Below are 20,508 nucleotides of genomic sequence, written 5' to 3'. Positions count from 1 at the left end.
AGAGGAGGAACGCCTGTGTGGCAAGTACAAGTAGAGACCCCATTGACAATCACGACACCGAAGGGATTTCAAGCATCGGGAATTCATGTGGGTCTGAAACGAAAGCGGAAGGATTTAGGTCTGATCTGGTGTGAAGCAGGAGCAAGCGCTGCAGCTGTCTATACGACGAATCAGGTGCAAGCAGCACCAATCACTGTGACGAAACAAGCGATTCAGGCGTCACAAGGACGTATTCATGCCGTCCTCGTCAACAGCGGGAACGCGAATGCGTGTACAGGGGAACTAGGGTTATCCCATGCGTATATGTCGCAACAAGCGATGGCGAAAAGTTTAAATGTTGCTCCAGAACAAGTCGCGATTGCTTCAACAGGGATAATCGGTCAACCGTTAGCCATTGATACGTTACTGGCAGGTATTCCACAGCTGATGCCTACAAATGACAAGGATGCCGCGGATGATTTTGCTCATGCGATCCTGACGACCGATACTGGTACGAAAACAGCTGGTCAACAATACATGCAAGGGGATGTCCAAATTTCAGTCTGTGGCGTGGCGAAAGGATCAGGGATGATTCATCCGAACATGGCAACGATGCTTGGTTTCTTGACGACCGATGCAACGATTGAACCGGATGTCTTACAGACACTGTTGCGCCGGACGATTCATCGGACGTTCAACTGCATTACCGTAGACGGCGATAGTTCGACAAATGACATGGTCATGATTCTAGCAAGTGGAGCTGCAGGAGGAGCAACGATTCTTGAAGGGACAGAAGAAGCAGTGGCATTCGAACAGGCCGTCGAAACGGTTTGTCAAGATTTAGCGAAACAGATTGCGCGGGACGGTGAAGGTGCGACGAAGTTGATCGAAGTGACGGTAGAGGGAACACAAACCGATGAAGTAGCACGGATGGTCGCCAAACAAGTCGTCGGATCGTCTCTCGTCAAAACAGCCATCTTTGGGGAAGATGCGAACTGGGGAAGAATTATCGCTGCTGTCGGAAGTATCAAGGAGCCACTCGATGTATCAAACGTTGACATCAAAATTGGTTCGCAGTGGGTGTTGCAACAGAGCATGCCTGCTTTATTTGATGAAACGATTGCATCGCAGGATCTAGCACAGCAGGAGGTACAGATTCACATTGATTTGCATGATGGAGTAGGACAAGGACACGCTTACGGCTGTGACCTGACGTACGATTACGTCAAAATCAATGCGAGTTACCGGACATGACGAAACGAAAAGTCATCAAACTAGGTGGTAGTGTGTGGGAGCAACTGGATGCTCGGTATTTCGAGGAATGGAAAGCGTGGGTCGAAACCGGTAACGAATTATTGATCGTCCATGGGGGCGGTCCTCTTCTATCGAGTTACTGTGAACAAGAGGGAATCAAACCCGTGTTTCGAAACGGTGTCCGTGTGACGACGGATGGTGTCTTACTCGGGGCACGACGGATCTTAGCAGGGGAAGTCCAATCCGGGATCGTCCAGCAGTTGAATCAAGCAGGGATTCCTGCCGTCGGGATGAGCGGGTTAGACGGAGCAAGCGTCCATGGTAAAAAAGTCAAAGGACTCGGGGCAGTCGGTCAGATCACGCACATTCATCCACGATTATTCACGGTGTTGAGTACGAATGGTTATGTGCCTGTCGTCACATCCCTTGTCACAGGAGAACAAGGTGTATTGAACAGTAACGGGGACGCGTGCGCCATTGCTGTCGCGAAGGCTTGGTCTGTCGACCGATTTGAATTGTTGACGGATGTTGAGGGTGTAAAAGTAAACGGTGACTATCAATCAGAAATCACGTCTGCAGCCATCGAAGCTGCGATAGCGTCGGGGGAAATCTACGGAGGAATGATTCCGAAGGTCGAAGCGATGATGCAGGCCACTCAGCATGGTATTCCAGAGGTCGTCATTCGGTCTGGGAAAAATGCGTTAGCTGCAGGGACACGAATCAAGGAGGAATTACATGAGTGCACTACTACCCACTTATCAACGTACTGATGTGGAATTGGTCAAAGGACAAGGGTCGATCGTAGAAGATGCGACAGGCAAGACGTATCTTGATTTCATCATGGGAATCGCTGTATGCAACACAGGACACCGTCATCCTTATATTCAGCAACGGCTAGAGGAACAATTGAATCAAATTTGGCATACGTCGAATCTGTTTCAAATCGCGGCACAAGAGCGGGTCGCCGAGCGACTGACGGAAAACAGTCATCTCAGTCATGCCTTCTTTTGTAATAGTGGTGCGGAAGCAAACGAGGCGGCGTACAAACTCGTTCGAAAATGGACAGGGAAAACGGAAGTCGTCACATTTAAACAATCTTTCCACGGGCGGACATTTGCGATGATGGGCGCAACAGGACAGGAGAAAATCAAAGCGGGATACGGTGAGATGGTGAATGGCTTCAAACATCTATCGTTTAACGAGATGGAGAGCCTATCAGCGATTACGGAGCAAACTGCTGCCGTATGGCTCGAAATCATTCAAGGAGAGGGCGGAGTCGTCGTCGCCGACGATGCGTGGCTAGAAGCGTTGATGAAGAAGGCGCAACAATACGATGTCAAAATCATCGTCGACGAAGTACAGACCGGCATCGGTCGGACGGGATCTCGTTTTGCATTTGAGCAGACACCCCTCGTACCGGATATCATCACTCTTGCGAAAGGACTTGGAAGTGGACTCGCGGTTGGTGCGTTACTCGCGACGGAGGAGGCGGCGGAAGTATTCACACCTGGATCGCATGGTTCGACCTTTGGTGGAAATCCACTCGCGATGACAGCTGCGGAAGCCACACTTGACCTTTTGTTAAATGACACTGTCATGGCAGACGTTCAAAGAAAAGGCGAATATTTACGTCAACAACTAGAAAATAAATTACCCAAGTCGATCGTGAGTTCTATTCGTGGACGTGGCTTGATGATTGGTATCGAGTGTGTGATGCCTGTTGCACCGCTGATTGACGCCTTACGTGAGAATGGTCTTCTCGTCGTATCGGCTGGTCCTCATGTCATTCGCTTATTGCCATCATTGTTCGTAACGGAACAGGAACTCATGGACGCCATCGAAAAAATACAACTCGTTTGTCAACAGGAGGTCATCGTATGAAACAATCCGGAAAACTAACGCTTGCGAACGGAACGACGTTTACCGGTTCGTGGCAAGGAACAGCTCCAGTCAAAGGAGAGGTCGTCTTTTTTACAGGAATGACAGGATATCAGGAAGTCTTGACGGATCCATCTTATCAAGGACAAATTCTTGTCTTCACATACCCGTTGATCGGTCAATACGGTATTCAAGCGGAAGCGTCAGAAAGCAACCAGATTCAAGTCGCTGGTGTCATCGTTCAAACTTTGGCTGAGGACGGGGAAGGAACATCGCTCTCGAGTTGGTTGGGTGAAGCAAATGTGCCGATTTTGTCGGGAGTCGATACGCGTTCTCTTGTGCATCTATTACGGACGGAAGGCGATCAATTCGGTGACATGATGCAAGTAGATATGACTGTCACTGCGTCAATCGACACAGCATACATCGCTTCCGTATCAACGACTTCAAACATCGAATACGTACCGGAAGTCGAACAGGGGCACATCGTCTGTATCGATTACGGCGTGAAACAATCGATGATTGATGCTTTGCTTGAACGCCATATGCGTGTAACGGTCGTGCCATATGATACGACACCGGAACGGATTCAAGCGCTGGCGCCAGATGGTCTACTGTTTTCCAACGGACCTGGTGATCCGACGCAACTAGACCCGTTCCTTTCAGGAATCCATGAACTGGCGACGAGCTATCCGACACTTGGTATTTGTATGGGACATCAGGTTCTCGCTCATGCGTTTGGTTGTACCTTATTAAAACAACATCATGGACACCGAGGAGCGAACCATCCCGTACGTCATCTAGCATCCGGGCAAGTGTTCATGACATCTCAGAATCATGGCTATGCCGTTGATGTTAAAAGCATCGAAGCGTCTGAGATGGAACTTGCGTACGAACACATCAATGATGGGTCCGTTGAAGGATTGATTCATCCGGCTCTGCCAATCATGACAGTCCAGTTTCACCCAGAAGCGAGCCCAGGACCAACAGAGGCGATGGTCGTCTTCGATCAATTCGTAAATAGCGTATTACATCAGGAGGTAGCATATGTGGGATAAACAGAAAGTACTCGTCATCGGTTCGGGTCCAATCGTCATCGGGCAAGCAGCAGAATTTGATTATTCCGGCACACAAGCCTGTCAGGCGCTTCGAGAAGCGGGATGCGAGGTCATCTTAATGAATTCGAATCCGGCTACTATCATGACGGATCCGAGCACGGCAGATCATGTCTATATTGAGGCGATGACTCTTGAAAAAGCAACGGCCATCATCGAACAAGATCGACCATCCCATCTCCTAGCGACGGTCGGCGGTCAAACGGCACTCAATCTTGCGATGTCACTCGAAGAAGCAGGCGTACTTGAACAATACGGTGTCGAACTTCTAGGAACTTCGCTTGAGACGATCCGAGACGGAGAAGATCGTGAACGATTCAAGCAAAAGATGATCGAACTCGCGCAACCGCTCCCGGAAAGTCAAACGATCGAGTCGTTAGCAGAGCTTGAGGAATTCATGGCAGTACACGGGGTACCACTCGTCATCCGACCAGCCTTTACGCTCGGTGGAACGGGCGGCGGAATCGCAGTGACGAAGGACGAGGCACGTCTGTTAGCGCAGAACGGCTTACAAGCGAGTCCAATTTCACAGTGTTTAGTTGAAGTGAGTATCGCTGGCTATAAAGAAGTCGAATACGAAGTCATGCGTGACAGCGCAGATACGACGATCATCGTTTGTAACATGGAAAACATCGATCCTGTCGGTGTCCATACCGGGGACTCGGTCGTCTTTGCACCGATTCAGTCGATTTCGGATCGAATGAATCAACAATTGCGGACGGAAGCGCGTAAAATCGTATCGCATCTCGGTGTCATCGGTGGATGCAACATACAATTCGCGATCCATCCGACGGAAGAACGTTATTTCGTCATTGAAGTCAATCCGCGTGTCAGTCGTTCTTCGGCACTTGCTTCCAAGGCGACGGGATATCCGATCGCAAAATTAGCGACACGTCTTGCGCTCGGTGAGCGACTCGACGATTGCATCAATCCTGTCACGAAAGAGACGATGGCGAGTTTTGAACCGACGATGGATTATATCACGGCAAAAGTGCCTTGTTTCCCATTTGATCTATTTACCGGCAGTAACCGGACGCTTGGAACACAAATGAAGGCGACGGGTGAGAGCATGGCGATGGGGAAGACGCTAGAAGAAGCGTTACAAAAGGCGTGGCGCGGTGCGGGAGTTGAGCAATCACCTCTTTATCCGACATGGATGAAAACAGCGGAGGCTGACGTATTGTGGAAAGAAATAAAGGCTCCGACGGACCGTCGCTTGCTTGCGATGCTCGCACTACTCGATCGCAAGGAGACGACCGTCGAAGAACTCGTTGAACAGACGAAAGTACAAGCTTTATTCGTCAAAGTACTTCAACGTCTTGTCGATCAGCAACAAAAAATCGATGTATCGAATGAAAGTTCTCTAAAGCAAACCAAAATGATGGGCTTTACGGATGAACAGATTGCGCTTCTGACGGGTGTCAGTGCTGTAGAGATCGAGCACTTACGTAAAGAAAAAGGCATCCTCCCTGTCTATCATATGATCGATACATGTGCAGGTGAGTTCAAGAGTGCGACGCCTTATTTCTACGGAAACTGGAGTGGTCAAACGGAAGTCACAGCATCGACGAAAAAGAAAGTTGCTGTCATCGGTGCGGGACCAATTCGGATCGGTCAAGGAATCGAATTTGATTATTGTTCCGTTCACGCGGTACGTGCATTACAAGCATCCGGTTACGAAACAATCATGATCAACAATAACCCGGAGACCGTCTCGACCGACTTCGAAGTCGCAGATCGCCTGTATGTCGAGCCGTTGACACTTGAAGACGTCATGCATGTGCTAGAAGCAGAGGATTGCGAAGACGTTTTAGTCCAGTTCGGAGGACAAACAGGGATTGCGCTTGCGTCTGGTTTGGAGAAAGCCGGTTATCATCTTCTCGGAACGACGGCAGATGTCATCGATCAAATGGAAGACCGTGAGCGGTTCTATCAATTTTTAGATGACATTGGTATCGATCGTATTCCGGGACAAGAAGTGGCGACGCACGAACAAATGATAGAAGTCGCAACAACGATCGGTTACCCGGTCATGATTCGTCCTTCCTATGTCATCGGAGGTAAGGGAATGCATATCATCCACGATCAAGAGCAATTAGAGACGATCGTTTCCGAATTAGCATTCCCTGTCCTCGTGGATGCCTACCTCCAAGGAAAGGAAATTGAAGTCGACTGCATTACAGACGGAACAACGACGTACGTTCCGATTTTGATGGAGCAATTGGAACGGGCAGGAGTTCACTCTGGAGATTCGACGATGATTCTGCCACCTGTATCGCTCAGCGATACCGTTCAGAGCGAAATCGAGCGAATTGCACAGATGATCGGGCAACGAATGGATTATAAAGGAGCGTACAATATCCAATTCGTCTTGCATGACGATCAAGTCTACGTGCTAGAAATCAATCCACGTGCCTCCCGTACGTTACCGATCGTCGCCAAAGTAACAGGTCAACCGATCTTGCATTGGGCAGTCCAAGCAGCGGTCGGTCAAGCGGTCGCACTACCAACGGAACAGACGAAACTTGATTTCCATGCCGTCAAGACCCCTGTTTTTTCAACGTTGAAACTACAAGGTGTTGATCCGAAAACAGGTCCCGTCATGCGTTCGACAGGTGAAACGCTGCAATGGACGACAGACGGACTGGCGCTGGAACGTTTCATTTTCGATGAGACGACAAAACGACATTTGACGACGAGAGACATCATCGTTGCTGGAGCAGATACAGAGGCTTTCGGAACGGGTGTAGCATTAGATGAAACGATTGACTGGGCACAATGTGCGATTTTCTATTCGCACGTGACAGAAGAAAAAGCGAGTCGCGAAGCAGCGCTTGCTGCCGGGGTACAAGTTCTGACAGAACCTGAACTAGCACATTATCATCTACAAGCGACAGAAAAGTCCCCTTATGCTGTGAAGCCACTTCATACATGGACAGAGCCGATCAAGGAGGAAGTAAAATGAAGACGATGCAACAACTAAAGCATTTCTTGACGATGGCGGAACTGACGCCGGAAGCACTGACGGAGTTGTTGGCACTCGCGAAAGACATCAAGCATCAGCCGAGTGTCTACCAAAACGCATTAAGCCATAAAAAAGTGGCCTTATTGTTTGAAAAGGCATCGACGCGAACACGTCTATCGTTTGAGGTGGGTGTCGTCGAACTCGGTGGACATCCGATCGTGCTAAGTGGAGCAGACATGCAAATCGGGCGGGGGGAGCCGCTCTCAGATACGATTCAAGTCATGAGCCGTTACGTCGATGCCCTGATGATTCGGACGTTCGGTCATGAGATCGTCGACACACTTGCGGCACATGGTACGATTCCAATCATCAATGGATTGACGGATCTACACCATCCGTGCCAAGTCCTTGCTGACTTGCTGACGATCGAAGAGACATTTGGAACCCGGTCTGGGAAGATTTTGACATATATCGGGGACGGAAATAACATGGCGCATTCGCTGATGATTGGTGGAGCGCTCAGTGGAATGGAAGTTCGCATCTGTGCGCCGGAGGCGTATGCTCCTGATCCACAAATCGTTCATGAGGCACAAGTCATTGCGAAGGAAACGGGTGGAAACATCATCGTCATGACGGATCCCGAGGAAGCGGCAAGTGGTACAGACGTCGTGTATACGGATGTCTTCGCGAGTATGGGACAAGAAGAAGAAGCGACGATGCGTCTGCAAGCATTTGAAGGATATCAGGTTAATGCCAATATTATGAATCAAGCAAATGATGAAGCTATTTTCTTGCATTGCCTTCCGGCGCATCGCGGGGAGGAAGTCACGGAGGACGTCATCGATGGCAAGCAATCGGTCATCTTCGATCAAGCTGAGAATCGCCTCCACGCACAAAAAGCGTTGCTCGTCACATTACTTGGATAACCATAAAAGACTCGGTCGCCAATTTGGCGACCGAGTCTTTTGGTTGAGCGAAGTTAATCATAATGGCGTCGGGCTAATCGTTCTTCTTGTTCTTTTTTGACTTGTCGCTTATTTTTTTCATGCAGACGTTTCATAAAAGGGGTCGTTTGCCAAGACGGAGCCCAGTCGGATTCTTTTCCGGCACGGAGGGCAAGAATATAGTCATAGCTCTGATGAAGTCGTTCGATCATCTCTGTTCGGACATCACAAATGTGACCGTGTCCGGGAATCAAGAGTTTGACTTCATATTCATAAATGAACGACTCGAGTAACTCGAGCGTCGTCAAATACTCAGAGGAATCGTGTTCGATCAAGGGGATTTCAACGTCTGAAGCATAGTCGCCGCAGACTAACAAGTGAAGTGGCATGACGATGAAGGAAAGGTGAGTCGCTTCATGACCGGGCGTTAAAAAGAAGATTAACTTCGTTTGTCCGATCGTCAATATCGTCTCAGACTCATGGATGACATGTGTCACGTCTGGGAAAAGGACGGGAGAATCGATATAGAACTCATCATTAAAATCTTGGACGGCTTTTAGCGCTTCTTGTCGGTCGACATCGATGAACGGTTTCGAAGCGATGACGATGGCATCCGTAAAGGCATAGGCACCTAAAATATGATCGAAATGGGCATGCGTATAGACGACGTATAATGGTCGTTCGCGACGCACGATTTCGACGTCTCGACGAATCGTTGCAATCTCATCGGGAAGCCAGCCAGGGTCGACGACGATCAGACAATCAGGCGTCTCGATTAATGTCGAAGTCGTTTTCATGAGTGTACTTTGATAAATCGTCACGCCGGGCATTTTCATCTGAATCATACGAATCCTCCTTTACGAATCTCTATCTATATCGTTGTATACCCATAAATTCGTTGGAATCATCAGCAGAATCAATAAAAAAGACGACTCGCACGTCGCGAGTCGCCTGCCCTCTAGAGGGAAATGGTCCTAGACCTATGTTATGTCATAATTGGAGCGGGTGAAGAGAATCGAACTCTCGTCATCAGCTTGGAAGGCTGAGGTTTTACCATTAAACTACACCCGCGTATCGGCTACATGAAATATAGTAGCATAGCAAAGAGAGCATTTCCATAACTTTTATGAAAAAAAGCAATTTCTTTTAAGATTCGGTGTACAATAATACTAGTTAATCGTTTCCAATGGTAATCTTGATTTGCAATATGGGTAAAGTTGGGTAGAGGAGAGAGTGTCTGGTGAATGAAGTGCGAGTTTGGAGCGAACAATCGATGGGAAAAGGATGGGAAGCGATTTGTCACCACCAATTCGATCGTCATCGCTTATTGATAGGAGAGTGGTTCCATAACGTAGGTGTACTTGCTTTTTCCATCAATCAAGATGCGGATTTGCTACCGGATGTCCTTCCAAACACATTCGATCTGCCGCTCGTCTCGGAACGTGTGCAACGCGTCATTGCAGCATACGCGCCTTTTTCTGTACAATGTCTCAAGGTACATCTTGAGACGAAGGACGGAGTGGTTCCGTACTATCTTCTCAATCTCTTATCTGTCAGTCGGATCGAACATCTACATACGACGGATGTATTCCGTCTGGTACCGAGACGACGTGTCTATTTTTTGACAGAGCGACGAATCAGCGATTCGGTTTGTCCGCATCATCTTATGCGAGATGAACGCACGCATCGCATGTTCGTATCTGCTCAACTCGCTCGCCAATTCGAGCGTATGGCTGTGACGGGTATCCGCTTTGAAGAGATACAACGAATGGAGGAATTCAAATGAAACAGTACACAGTCGATCATTGGATCACGCTAGAATATCCAAAGGTATTCGAATATCAAGAAGAAGAGACATATGTTAGTTTTTATTCGACGGATGAAAATGCAATGGGAACGCTCCAATTATCCATTTATGAGTCCGATTCAGAAGAATTGACACCGTATGAGGCGGCGGAACAAGAAATCAACCTGTTGGTGGAAGAGTTCGGCATCGAACTAACAGGAGCACTTGAAGTCCGTCGTAATTCAACAAAAGAAGCATTGCTTGCGGTAGATGGGAAAGAAGAAGATATCTTCTTACGGATCTACGCGTATTCGGACGGGGAACGGTTAGTCTTATTGACGTACTCTGCTGAACGCGAGACGCTTGAAATCGAGGAAATCGAAGCAATGATTTCTTCACTGACTTGGATTCAATGAAGGATACGATAGAAGTGCAAAAGGCAGCGGATCGCAAGGATCCGCTGCCTTTTTTTATATTGATCGGTGTGGCTTAAGAAGAACGGGAAGATGACTGTTTAGCTGCAGGGTTGACTTGCTTATTCAACCAGCTCGCGATATCGGCAAAAACGCGGATGCGTTCAAACTCATGGAAGAGCTCATGACGTAACCCTCGATAAATCGTCAGCTGTACAGCATCGACACGAACACGATTATACATGTCAAATAGATGATGGATACCTTTTCCATCGAACGCGACCGCGTCATCCCCACCAGCAAGCAATAAGAGGGGTAAGTGACGTGGATGCTGATAGACGGAAGCAAGTGCGTTGACGAGCTTCGTTGCATGCAAGAGTTCGTGGAAGAACCCAAGCGTGACCGTTTGACCGGACAATGGATCTGCATCATAGCGCATGACGGATTGAGGATCCGAAGAGAGCCAAGCATTTTTAGAAAGTGCTGGGAAGAAGCGTAAGTTATACCGCCCGAACACGAGTTGTCCGAACCGCTCAGCAGGGTGTGTTGCTGACAGCTGATGGATTTGACGTTCGACGAGTTTTTGGCTGACATCACCGAGTAAGCCTGTGCTAGTCGGAGGGCCACTCGCGATGATTCCAGCTACTGTATGACCGAGTGTTTGACCAATCCGGCGAGCGATCAACGAACCAAAACTATGACCAAAAATGAACACCGGCAATGTCGGATAACGCTCTTTGATGTCAGAGACGAGTTCTTCTGCGTCCTGCATCAATTGTTTAAACCCTTGATTCGGCTCGAGGTGTCCGAGCGTTCCGAGCTGTGCTGCTCGGGTTCCGAAACAGCGTAAGTCTGCGATGATCGTGTGGTAATGATGAGCATAGAGGAATTCTGCGAATTCCTCATACCGTGCGCCATGCTCCATCATCCCGTGAAAGACGATCACGACTCCTTTAGGGTCATGGGCTTCGAGGCTATGCAATGTCGTAGTATAGCCGTCAGAGGCTATCCAATGTGAATGATCAATCGTCATGTAACTCATCCTCTCATCAAGAAAGTCCGAATACCTGTCCGTCTTCCGAAACGCCCATGTGGAAGGCGGCGGGAACTGCGGGTAATCCTGGCATCGTTAATACATTCCCAGTCAATGCAACGATGAACCCTGCACCAACCGATGGTCGGATTTCGCGGACCGTGATCGTGAAGTCTTCGACACGACCATAACGAGCAGGGTCATCGGTTAAAGAAAATGGTGTTTTTGCCATACAAATCGGTAACTCATTCAACCCCATCTCCGTACACCGTTCGAGTTCGCGGAGTGCTTTGTCTTCAAAATGAACGTCGGCTGCACCGTAGACACGCTTTGCGATACGCTCGATCTTTTGACGAAGCGGTAAGACGTCAGGATACAGAGGGCGGAACTGGCTCGGTTCCTCAAGAGCTTGCATGACTTCCGTGACGAGTGCTTCACCGCCAGCCCCCCCTTTACTGAAGACTTCACTTTCCGCGACGCGAATATTACGATCCTGACACCATTCTAGGATCATGTTCCGTTCTGCTTCCGTGTCGGTGAAGAAACGGTTCAAGGCAACAACGGCAGGGACGCCGAACAGACTCATCGTCTCGACGTGTTTTTCAAGTAACGCAAGACCATCTGTTAAAGCAGCGAGATTTTCTTCGCTGAGTTGCGTTTTGTCTACACCTCCGTGCATCTTCAAGGCACGAACCGTAGCGACGATAACGACGGCATCCGGGTGGAGTCCGCCAATCCGTGATTTGATGTTGAAGAACTTTTCGGCACCTAAATCGGCTCCGAATCCTGCTTCTGTGACAACGTAATCGCTTAGCTTCAGTGCAGTTTGCGTTGCAATCAAAGAGTTACAACCATGTGCGATGTTCGCGAACGGTCCACCGTGAATCAGTGCCGGTGTTCCTTCGACGGTTTGAACGAGGTTCGGACGAAACGCATCTTTTAGAAGCAACGTCGCAGCTCCTGACGCCTGAATATCTTTGACCGTAACCGGCTGTTGATCGTACGTATACGCGACGACGATGCGGCTCAAGCGTCGTTCGAGATCCGTGATAGAGTCTGCTAGACAGAGGACCGCCATGATCTCGGAAGCGACCGTGATATCGAACCCATCTTGACGCGGTACGCCATGAGCAGGACCACCGAGACCAATCGTGACTTGGCGCAAGGCACGGTCATTCAAATCAAGAACGCGTTTCCAGACGATACGACGCGGATCGATGCCAAGGATGTTACCTTGATGCAGGTGATTGTCGAGCAAAGCACTGATTGTATTATGAGCAGATGTGATCGCATGCATATCGCCTGTGAAATGCAGATTGATCTCTTCCATCGGTAGGACTTGGCTATAGCCACCACCACACGCGCCACCTTTTAAGCCCATCGTTGGACCGAGTGAGGGTTCCCGTAAACAAATCATCGTCTTATGTTTTGCCCGATGCAACGCCTGTCCGAGTCCGACAGTGACAGTTGATTTTCCTTCACCGGCGGCTGTCGGATTGATGGCAGTGACAAGAATCAGTTTACCGTCAGATTTCGTTGCCAATCGGTTCAACAGTCCGTCTGTCAACTTCGCTTTATACTTTCCGTACGTATCAAAATCCTCTTCTTGCAAACCGATCCGGTCTGCAATTTCTCGAATCGGGCGTAAGACGGTTTGTTGTGCGATTTCTAAGTCCGAACGAATGGTCTTTTCCATGGTATCGACTCCCTCTTTGATTGGATCTCTCTTTTTTCTAATAGTAGCCTATCTGATGCGAACGCGCCAAAGGAAAACGTTCAATATTTTCCACCCAATGGGTCAAATGGTGACGTGTTCAAGTGTTGGAGAAAGACGTACTGTAGAGTGGAGGAGGGATGAAACAATGACATCTGGACAAAAGAAGTGGAAACGCGGTCTTGATTTTTGGCTCTTCGTCGGACCGGTCTTTCTTGTATTCGCAGTGATCGTGCTTGTACCGTTTTTCAATGGCGTCATGTATTCGTTCACGGATTGGAACGGTGTAACCGGAGAATTAAATTGGATCGGCTTTGATAACTATGTCCGTCTCTTTACGAGTGACGAGCAGTTCCAGCAGTCATTTTGGTTGACGACGAAATATACGGTCGTCGCCGTCATCTTAACGAATGTCGTCGGTTTCATCTTGGCGTTCTTATTGACACAAAATATTCGCACGCGTAATTTCTTACGAACGATTTTCTTCATGCCGAACTTGATCGGTGGGTTGATCCTCGGGTTCGTTTGGCAGTTCATCTATGTCAAAGGCTTCGCATCGATTGGTGAATTGACAGGGTGGAGTATATTTGAACTTCCATGGTTAGGAGATGCCCGGACAGGATTCTGGGGTATCGTTATCGTTTCGATTTGGCAAGGTGGCGGTTACATCATGGTCATCTATATCGCAGCTCTACAAAACGTGCCACAAGAGCTGATTGAAGCAGCAAAAATCGATGGTGCCAATCGTCTCTCGACGTTACGGAACATTACGTTGCCACTAATCATGCCGTCGGTCACGATCTGTTTGTTCTTGACGATTTCATGGTCCTTCAAGTTATTCGATACGAACTTATCGCTAACGAATGGTGGACCATTCAAATCGACCGAAATGCTTGCTTTAAACATTTACAAGGAATCGTTTACGAACAATAATCTTGGACTCGGGTCAGCGAAGGCAATCATCTTCTTCGTTGTCGTTGCGGCGATTACAGTCACTCAAGTCTATCTGACGAAAAAACGGGAGGTGGAAGCATGAGTACGGCACAACCGTTACCCACTCCGCAAGAGGAGAAACCGAAGCGCTCTAAAAAGACGAGAGGTCGTTATTCATTCCGTCTTGGAACAGTCGAACTAGCAGCCTTATTGATGGGGCTTCTGTATATGATTCCGTTTTATTACGTCGTCTCGAATTCATTCAAGACGCAGGGAGATATCTTTACGAATACATCTGGCCTACCAAAGGAATGGATGACGTCCAACTATTCAGAAGCATGGGAAGCCATGAACTTCGGAAAAGTCTTTTTAAACTCCGTCATCATTACAGTCGGCGCTAACGCGGTCATCATCATCTTTTGTTCGATGGCAGCTTGGAAACTCGTCCGGACGAAAACACGCTTGTCGACGATCATCTTTTTCTTATTTGTTGCCGCGATGATCATTCCATTCCAGTCAATCATGATTCCCTTATCAAAACTGTCTGGTGATCTCGGATTGCAGAACAGTTATTGGGGATTGATTCTGATGTACCTTGGTTTTGGATCTGGATTATCAATCTTCTTATACCATGGATTCATGAAGTCGATTCCTGAAGAAATCGAGGAGGCGGCCATCATTGATGGTTGTTCACAATGGGGTGTGTTCTGGCGCATCGTGTTCCCATTACTCAAGCCCATCACGGTGACGATCATCATCTTGAACACGCTTTGGATTTGGAACGATTTCCTACTGCCATCGCTGATGTTACGAGACGTCGATTTACGGACGATTCCACTTGCGACGTTCTATTTCTTCGGTCAGTATACGAAGCAGTGGGACTTAGCACTTGCCGGACTCGTCCTCGGGATCATTCCGTTATTGTTGTTCTTCTTTGCCTTGCAAAAACAGATCATTCAAGGAATTACAAGTGGATCCATCAAATAATTTTTGTAAGCGCGTTCTCGCTTCTGCGAGAACGCTTTTTTCATGATTCACACGTCAGATTAATCTGACAACTTTTATTTTTTTTGAAAAAAAGTCTTTTCAAACACTTGCGACCTGTTGTACGATGTTCTCAATTCAATTGTAACAACGACGTTGAAGGGAAGAGTAACACCTTGTACGACCGTATAGCGAGCTGGGGATGGTGAGAGCCCAGTCGGAAGCAAGATGCGAAGAACCTCCCGGAGTCGCTACCCGAACCCGAATGTCAGTAGGCGTAGCCGGAGTTGCCTGTCCGTTATCATATGGCCGAAGATGAAGTGATTCGTCTTTTGAGTGAGCAACATCGTTGCTAACATGGGTGGTACCGCGGAACCGAGTCTTTCGTCCCATATTCTTGGGAAAGAAGGGCTCTTTTTTATGGCTTCTTTTTCAAAACACAATTGAGGAGGAACACCACCATGACAACACTCGTATCGATGAAACACACACAGGAAGCGATCACACTCGTAAAGAAACGCTTTGAAGAACGCTTTTCGACGACACTCGGATTGACACGTGTCGAAGCACCATTGTTCGTAGAAAGCACACTCGGTGTCAACGATCATCTAAACGGCGTAGAGCGCATCATTCGCTTCGATGCCTTGGACCACACAGCAGATCTTGAAATCGTACAATCCCTTGCGAAATGGAAGCGTCAAGCGCTTCATACGTACGGATTTGAAGCAGGAGAAGGATTATACACGTTGATGCATGCGATTCGTCGCGATGAGATGCTGGATGCGACACACTCCATTCACGTCGATCAGTGGGATTGGGAACGGATCATTACGAAAGAACAACGGACGAGTGCTTATTTACAAGAAACGGTACAAGCGATCTATGCAACGATTCGCCAAGTCGAACAAGAAGTAGAAGCGGAGTATGGTATTTCAGCGATCTTACCGGAAACGATTCATTTCATGACGACACAAGAACTAGAAGATGCGTATCCGACACTTTCGACGAAAGAACGTGAAACAGAAGTCACGAAAGCATATGGTGCTGTTTTCCTCATGCAAATCGGTGGCGCACTGGCTTCAGGTGAGAAGCACGATGGTCGAGCGGCTGACTACGATGACTGGACACTCAACGGTGACATTTTAGTACACCACCCAGAAATCGGAGCATTCGAATTGTCTTCAATGGGAATTCGCGTTGATCGTGAAGCACTTTTAAAACAGACAGCGATTGCTCAAGAAGAGGATAAATTGGCATTCCCGTTCCATCAAGGTGTGCTCGAAGAGCGTCTACCGTTAACGATGGGTGGAGGAATCGGTCAATCCCGTATGGCGATGTTCTTATTGAAAAAACGTCACATCGGTGAAGTCCAAGCTTCTGTCTGGTCAGAAGAGACGCGTAAAAGTCTCCAAGCGGAAGGCATCCAATTGCTCTGACATATATATAGTAAGAAAGCGTCAAAACAGGATGTTTTATAAAGCAAAGGGCATGCTTCGATTCAGAAGCGTGTTCTTTTTTTTAGGTTCGTAAGACCTCAGGCGGAGGAAAGACGTGTCGATTCCTGATAGAATGGGGATAACAATAAATAAGAAAGAGGTGAAGACATGTCTTCTTTATTGATCGTAGGATTACTCATCCCTGTATTATTCCTCGTATTCCTTTGGTTCAACATTAAAGGATTACGGACAATGTGGCGGGATTATAAACAGACAGGCTCAATCGTTGCACTCGGTTTCTTCATTGTCGGGATTATCGGAATCTTCACAGGCGTCTGGACGACGTTAGTCGTCATCATTTATTATCTCCTCCGTCCAGCGAGAGGATGAACGGAGGGTTACCCGTATGTTGGAATGGTTGTTTTCAGCCGGAGAATCCAATCTCTGGCTGTTTTTAGGAATTATGATCGTTGGTCTTGGAACAGAATTGATTCCGGCAGAAGTGGGCTTACCGTTGCTCGGTCTATATGTGTCGAACGGAACGGTCAGCTGGACAGCTGCTGTTCTGGTCGGTTTTTTAGGAAGTCTGATGGGCGCGACGGTCTTTTATCTTCTAGGTCGTTATGCAGGTCGTCCGATACTTATCCGGTACGGCAAATGGTTACTGATTAAAGAAAAAGAAATTGAGCAAGGGGAGCGCATCGTCGGGAAATACGGAACATGGTCTGCTTTGTTCGGCCGCTTTTTCCCCGTCGTGCGCTCGGTCGTCTCGATTCCGTGTGGTTTGTTTGGTCTTTCGTTCAAACGCTATTTACTCGCTTCAAGTATTGGACTTTTTCCGGTTTCCTTCTTTTACATCTGGGTCGGTGAACGATTCGGAGTAGAACGTGCTGAATCCATGCTAAAAGGATTAGAACAGGAGTTATGGTGGATCTTAGGTGGAATCGTCGTGATTCTTGGTGGATACGTTCTCTATCGTCGTGCTAAAGCGAAGCGTAAAGAACAGAAGCAAGACGCTCAAACGAAACAACAAGATTCATGAATATATAAAAAAACAACGCAGTGGATCTTCAGGATCCACTGCGTTGTTTCATGAACAGATCAAGCGGGAGGAAACAGGAATCGCTTCAGTGTCTTGATCCGATGTTTTGGGGTAAGGAGTAGTAACTGATCATTGCCTTCTAGGGCAGTGTCCCCACGTGGTGTAATGATTTGATCATCACGGATGATGGCCGTGATCAAAAATTCCTGAGGCAAATCAATCTCTGAGATCGTCGTTCCAATGAATGGATGGGACATCGGTAACGTCAATTCAATGATTTCCGCATTCGGTTTACCGATTGACATGAATTCAATGACGGTATGGATAGCAGTAGTCTGTGTTTCGTTCAGTCGTAACCGCTCAGAAAGGAACGTCAACATACTTCCTTGAATTAGCGTTGATAATAAGACTGTGAAAAACACGATATTGAAGATCATCGATGCATTCTCGATATCCGCAACGAGAGGATATGTCGCGAGAATGATCGGTACCGCTCCTTTTAGACCAGCAAAAGAAATGAAGACCTTCTCTTGCCACGAATAACGAAACGGAAGAAGACTCACCCAGACTGACAAAGGACGAGCGATGAAAATTAAGATCAGCGCCAACGCAATGGAAGACAGGATGACCTGGACATCGAGCAATTGTTTCGGAAAGACGAGCAGACCGAGCACGATGAACATTCCGATTTGGGCAAGATGCGCCATACTCATCGTAAAACGAACGAGTGTCTGTCGGTAGACGAGTTCATGATTACTGATGTAGATCGCTGTGACATAAACGGCTAAAAATCCACTGGCATGGAACGTATCAGCTAAACCGAAAGACAGGAAAGCAAACGACATGAGCATGATCGGATAAAAGCTAGAAGAGGACAAATCGATCCGATTGATCAAGGTCGAAGCTGCCCATCCGATGAACAAACCAATCAGAAGTCCCATCGCCATTTCCCAAACGAGTGATCCAAGTCCCGATAAGAGTGATGCTTCTTCAGGGTTTGTTACGAACTCAAGGAACAAGACAGTCAAAAAGACGGCCATCGGGTCATTCGTACCGGACTCGACTTCGAGTGTTGATCCGACTTTCCGTCGAATCGGCTGACCACTCAAGACAGAAAAGATAGCAGCGGCATCCGTCGAACCAACGATTGCCCCGAGTAAAAAAGCATTCGCCCAACTGAAGCCCAGAATATAATGGGAAGCAACGGCAACGATGGATGTAGCGATGAAGACCCCGAACGTCGCAAGCGAGAGGGAAGGGGCTAATTCATGACGCACTTCCTTCCAAACCGTTTGCAGACCACCTTCGAATAAGATGATGATGAGGGCGACAGTTCCAAGAAGCTGAGCCAGTTCTGCATCGTCAAAACGAATGAACCCCGTAATGTCGCTTCCGGCAATCATACCAAGAGCGATAAAAATCAGTAGAGCAGGAATATTCAGACGACTTGATAACTTCGTCGTCCAGACGGCGGCAAACAGCAATATACCAATCAATAAAATCGTGAGTTGCAAGGACATGGCATCAAACTCCTATTCATAAAAGAATCTCTAGTTTCATGATACAACAATTCCGACGAAAAGACTCGGATAACGATTGTTCAATATTTTCCACCACACCGGACAACTTTCTCTCTCTTCATTGCAAGCGTTTTCATTTATTGTGAAGATGTAGCACGAAATGAAACGAAATCAGGGAGGGAATCCGAATGCGTAAAAGAAGATGGGCAGCATTACCTGTCGTCACGACGGCGATGGTCGTCGCTTTGGCAGCATGTGGTGGCGGTACATTGAATAGCGATGACTCGAAAGATAGTGGTTCAAAAGACGGTAAGACGCTCAACGTATTCCAATTCAAGGCTGAAATCGCAAAAGACATGGAAAAGATGGCAAAAGCGTATGAAAAGGAAACCGGGACGAAAGTCGTCGTGCAAACAGTCGGTGGTGGATCGGACTATGGCGCGGCTCTGAAATCACAGTTCGCTTCAGGTAATGAACCAGATGTCTTTAATAACGGTGGCTTTACGGAAGCAAAGACATGGCAGGATAAGTTAGAAGATTTGTCAGATGAAAAGTGGGTCGGTGATCTAACGGACCTATCAAAAGAGCCAATGACGATCGATGGTAAATTGTATGGTATGCCAATGAACCTTGAGGGCTATGGCTTTATCTACAATAAAGATATCTTCAAAAAAGCAGGTATCACGGAACTTCCGAAAACATTAACTGAATTGACGGAAGCTTCTAAGAAGCTGAAGGCAGACGGAGTGACGCCATTCTCGATTGGGTACGGGGAGTGGTGGATTCTCGGTAATCACCTTTTGAACATTCCGGTTGCACAGCAGGATGATCCAGATCAGTTCATCGCGGATCTTAACTCTGGAAAAGCGAAGTTCGAGGACAATAAACAGTTCAAGGATTTCATGAATCTATTTGATTTAACGATTGAGTACGGTAATAAAAATCCGTTAACGACGGATTACAACACACAAGTCTCTCAGTTTGCTGAAGGTAAGACAGCGATGCTTCAACAAGGGAACTGGGCACAACAATTGATCACGGACGTCAATCCGGACATCAACATGGGCTTCATCCCGATGCCAATCAATGATGATAAAGAAAAAATGGATCGTCTTCCTGTTGGCGTACCAAACAACTGGGTCGTCAATAAGAACTCGAAGAACAAAGCAGAAGCGAAAAAATTCCTCGAGTGGATGGCGACGTCTGACACAGGAAAAGACTACATGGTCAATAAATTTAAATTCATCCCTGCCTTCAAATCAATCGAAGCGAAGGATTTAGGACCGCTTGCAGATGATATTCAAGCGTACTCGAAAGACGGAAAAACCATCTCATGGAACTGGTTCAAGTATCCGGATGGTGCTGTAAACGAGTTCGGAGCGATTATGCAAGCATATGTTGGTAAGCAAAAAACAGCTGATGAGATGCTGCAGGACTTCACGAAGACATGGGATAAAATGAAAAAATAAGAAGTGATTCAAAAAAACATGCCTGTTCCGATTAACTGACGGA

Annotated in this window: 18 protein-coding genes, 1 tRNA gene and 1 other annotated feature; of the genes, 14 read left to right on the top strand and 5 right to left on the bottom strand. The window is 47.5% G+C overall.

Annotated elements, in window-relative coordinates:
• The first annotated feature begins 15 nt into the window (after window positions 1–15).
• The 6 genes from argJ to argF are packed head-to-tail and all read left to right on the top strand — an operon-like array spanning window position 16 to window position 8,117.
• A complete protein-coding gene (argJ, locus tag AYO36_RS14550) occupies window positions 16–1,233 on the top strand; it encodes a bifunctional glutamate N-acetyltransferase/amino-acid acetyltransferase ArgJ (RefSeq protein WP_064300823.1) in 1,218 nt (405 codons plus the stop codon).
• Complete coding sequence (gene argB, locus AYO36_RS14545) at window positions 1,230–2,003, top strand: acetylglutamate kinase (protein WP_064300822.1); 774 nt, start codon at window positions 1,230–1,232, stop codon at window positions 2,001–2,003. Before argJ ends, argB begins: the two co-directional genes overlap by 4 nt.
• The gene (locus AYO36_RS14540; protein ID WP_064300821.1) at window positions 1,969–3,114 is read left to right on the top strand and encodes an acetylornithine transaminase; all 1,146 of its coding nucleotides are present in this window, start codon (window positions 1,969–1,971) and stop codon (window positions 3,112–3,114) included. Before argB ends, AYO36_RS14540 begins: the two co-directional genes overlap by 35 nt.
• Window positions 3,111–4,169 carry a carbamoyl phosphate synthase small subunit gene (locus AYO36_RS14535; protein WP_064300820.1) on the top strand — a complete coding sequence of 353 codons (1,059 nt, stop codon included), beginning with the start codon at window positions 3,111–3,113 and terminating at the stop codon, window positions 4,167–4,169. The genes AYO36_RS14540 and AYO36_RS14535 overlap by 4 nt, the downstream gene beginning before the upstream one ends.
• Window positions 4,159–7,191, top strand: coding sequence for a carbamoyl-phosphate synthase (glutamine-hydrolyzing) large subunit (gene carB / locus AYO36_RS14530; RefSeq protein ID WP_064300819.1), 3,033 nt, complete (start codon window positions 4,159–4,161; stop codon window positions 7,189–7,191). Before AYO36_RS14535 ends, carB begins: the two co-directional genes overlap by 11 nt.
• Window positions 7,188–8,117, top strand: coding sequence for an ornithine carbamoyltransferase (gene argF / locus AYO36_RS14525; protein ID WP_064300818.1), 930 nt, complete (start codon window positions 7,188–7,190; stop codon window positions 8,115–8,117). The genes carB and argF overlap by 4 nt, the downstream gene beginning before the upstream one ends.
• A gap of 53 nt (window positions 8,118–8,170) precedes the next feature.
• On the opposite strand, the gene AYO36_RS14520 is transcribed toward argF, so the two are convergent.
• Window positions 8,171–8,980, bottom strand: coding sequence for an MBL fold metallo-hydrolase (locus tag AYO36_RS14520; protein ID WP_058265756.1), 810 nt, complete (start codon window positions 8,978–8,980; stop codon window positions 8,171–8,173).
• A gap of 152 nt (window positions 8,981–9,132) precedes the next feature.
• Window positions 9,133–9,206, bottom strand: a tRNA-Gly gene (locus tag AYO36_RS14515).
• A gap of 169 nt (window positions 9,207–9,375) precedes the next feature.
• On the opposite strand from AYO36_RS14515, the gene AYO36_RS14510 reads away from it, so the two are divergent.
• Window positions 9,376–9,921, top strand: coding sequence for an imm11 family protein (locus AYO36_RS14510; RefSeq protein WP_231884727.1), 546 nt, complete (start codon window positions 9,376–9,378; stop codon window positions 9,919–9,921).
• Window positions 9,918–10,337: a hypothetical protein gene (locus AYO36_RS14505; protein ID WP_023467229.1), complete on the top strand. Its 420-nt coding sequence runs from the start codon at window positions 9,918–9,920 to the stop codon at window positions 10,335–10,337. Before AYO36_RS14510 ends, AYO36_RS14505 begins: the two co-directional genes overlap by 4 nt.
• Window positions 10,338–10,410: 73 nt before the next feature.
• On the opposite strand, the gene AYO36_RS14500 is transcribed toward AYO36_RS14505, so the two are convergent.
• Entirely contained in the window at window positions 10,411–11,367 is a 957-nt protein-coding gene (locus AYO36_RS14500) for an alpha/beta fold hydrolase (protein WP_082202576.1), read from the bottom strand.
• A 16-nt stretch (window positions 11,368–11,383) separates the two neighbouring features.
• Window positions 11,384–13,063 carry a formate--tetrahydrofolate ligase gene (locus tag AYO36_RS14495; RefSeq protein ID WP_064300817.1) on the bottom strand — a complete coding sequence of 560 codons (1,680 nt, stop codon included), beginning with the start codon at window positions 13,061–13,063 and terminating at the stop codon, window positions 11,384–11,386.
• 166 nt (window positions 13,064–13,229) lie between these two features.
• Here AYO36_RS14495 and AYO36_RS14490 point away from each other — a divergent pair, with 166 nt between their 5' ends.
• The 5 genes from AYO36_RS14490 (at window position 13,230) to AYO36_RS14470 (ending at window position 17,476) form a co-directional block, all read left to right on the top strand.
• Entirely contained in the window at window positions 13,230–14,117 is an 888-nt protein-coding gene (locus AYO36_RS14490) for a carbohydrate ABC transporter permease (RefSeq protein WP_023467232.1), read from the top strand.
• Window positions 14,114–15,001, top strand: coding sequence for a carbohydrate ABC transporter permease (locus AYO36_RS14485; protein ID WP_058703664.1), 888 nt, complete (start codon window positions 14,114–14,116; stop codon window positions 14,999–15,001). The genes AYO36_RS14490 and AYO36_RS14485 overlap by 4 nt, the downstream gene beginning before the upstream one ends.
• Window positions 15,002–15,145: 144 nt before the next feature.
• Window positions 15,146–15,393 (top strand) — a binding site (T-box leader).
• A gap of 66 nt (window positions 15,394–15,459) precedes the next feature.
• A complete protein-coding gene (asnA, locus tag AYO36_RS14480; RefSeq protein WP_064300816.1) occupies window positions 15,460–16,434 on the top strand; it encodes an aspartate--ammonia ligase in 975 nt (324 codons plus the stop codon).
• A 168-nt stretch (window positions 16,435–16,602) separates the two neighbouring features.
• Complete coding sequence (locus AYO36_RS14475; protein ID WP_058703665.1) at window positions 16,603–16,824, top strand: hypothetical protein; 222 nt, start codon at window positions 16,603–16,605, stop codon at window positions 16,822–16,824.
• Between the two features lie 16 nt (window positions 16,825–16,840).
• Window positions 16,841–17,476 carry a DedA family protein gene (locus AYO36_RS14470; RefSeq protein ID WP_064300815.1) on the top strand — a complete coding sequence of 212 codons (636 nt, stop codon included), beginning with the start codon at window positions 16,841–16,843 and terminating at the stop codon, window positions 17,474–17,476.
• A gap of 59 nt (window positions 17,477–17,535) precedes the next feature.
• On the opposite strand, the gene AYO36_RS14465 is transcribed toward AYO36_RS14470, so the two are convergent.
• The gene (locus AYO36_RS14465; protein WP_058703667.1) at window positions 17,536–18,996 is read right to left on the bottom strand and encodes a potassium/proton antiporter; all 1,461 of its coding nucleotides are present in this window, start codon (window positions 18,994–18,996) and stop codon (window positions 17,536–17,538) included.
• A gap of 188 nt (window positions 18,997–19,184) precedes the next feature.
• Between AYO36_RS14465 and AYO36_RS14460 the strand changes: the two genes are divergently transcribed.
• The gene (locus AYO36_RS14460; RefSeq protein ID WP_064300814.1) at window positions 19,185–20,465 is read left to right on the top strand and encodes an ABC transporter substrate-binding protein; all 1,281 of its coding nucleotides are present in this window, start codon (window positions 19,185–19,187) and stop codon (window positions 20,463–20,465) included.
• Window positions 20,466–20,508 lie beyond the last annotated feature (43 nt).

The sequence above is a fragment of the Exiguobacterium sp. KKBO11 genome, from assembly GCF_001644945.1.
Classification (GTDB): Bacteria; Bacillota; Bacilli; order Exiguobacteriales; family Exiguobacteriaceae; genus Exiguobacterium_A; species Exiguobacterium_A abrahamii.
This window is presented reverse-complemented; position numbering and strand designations above follow the sequence as displayed.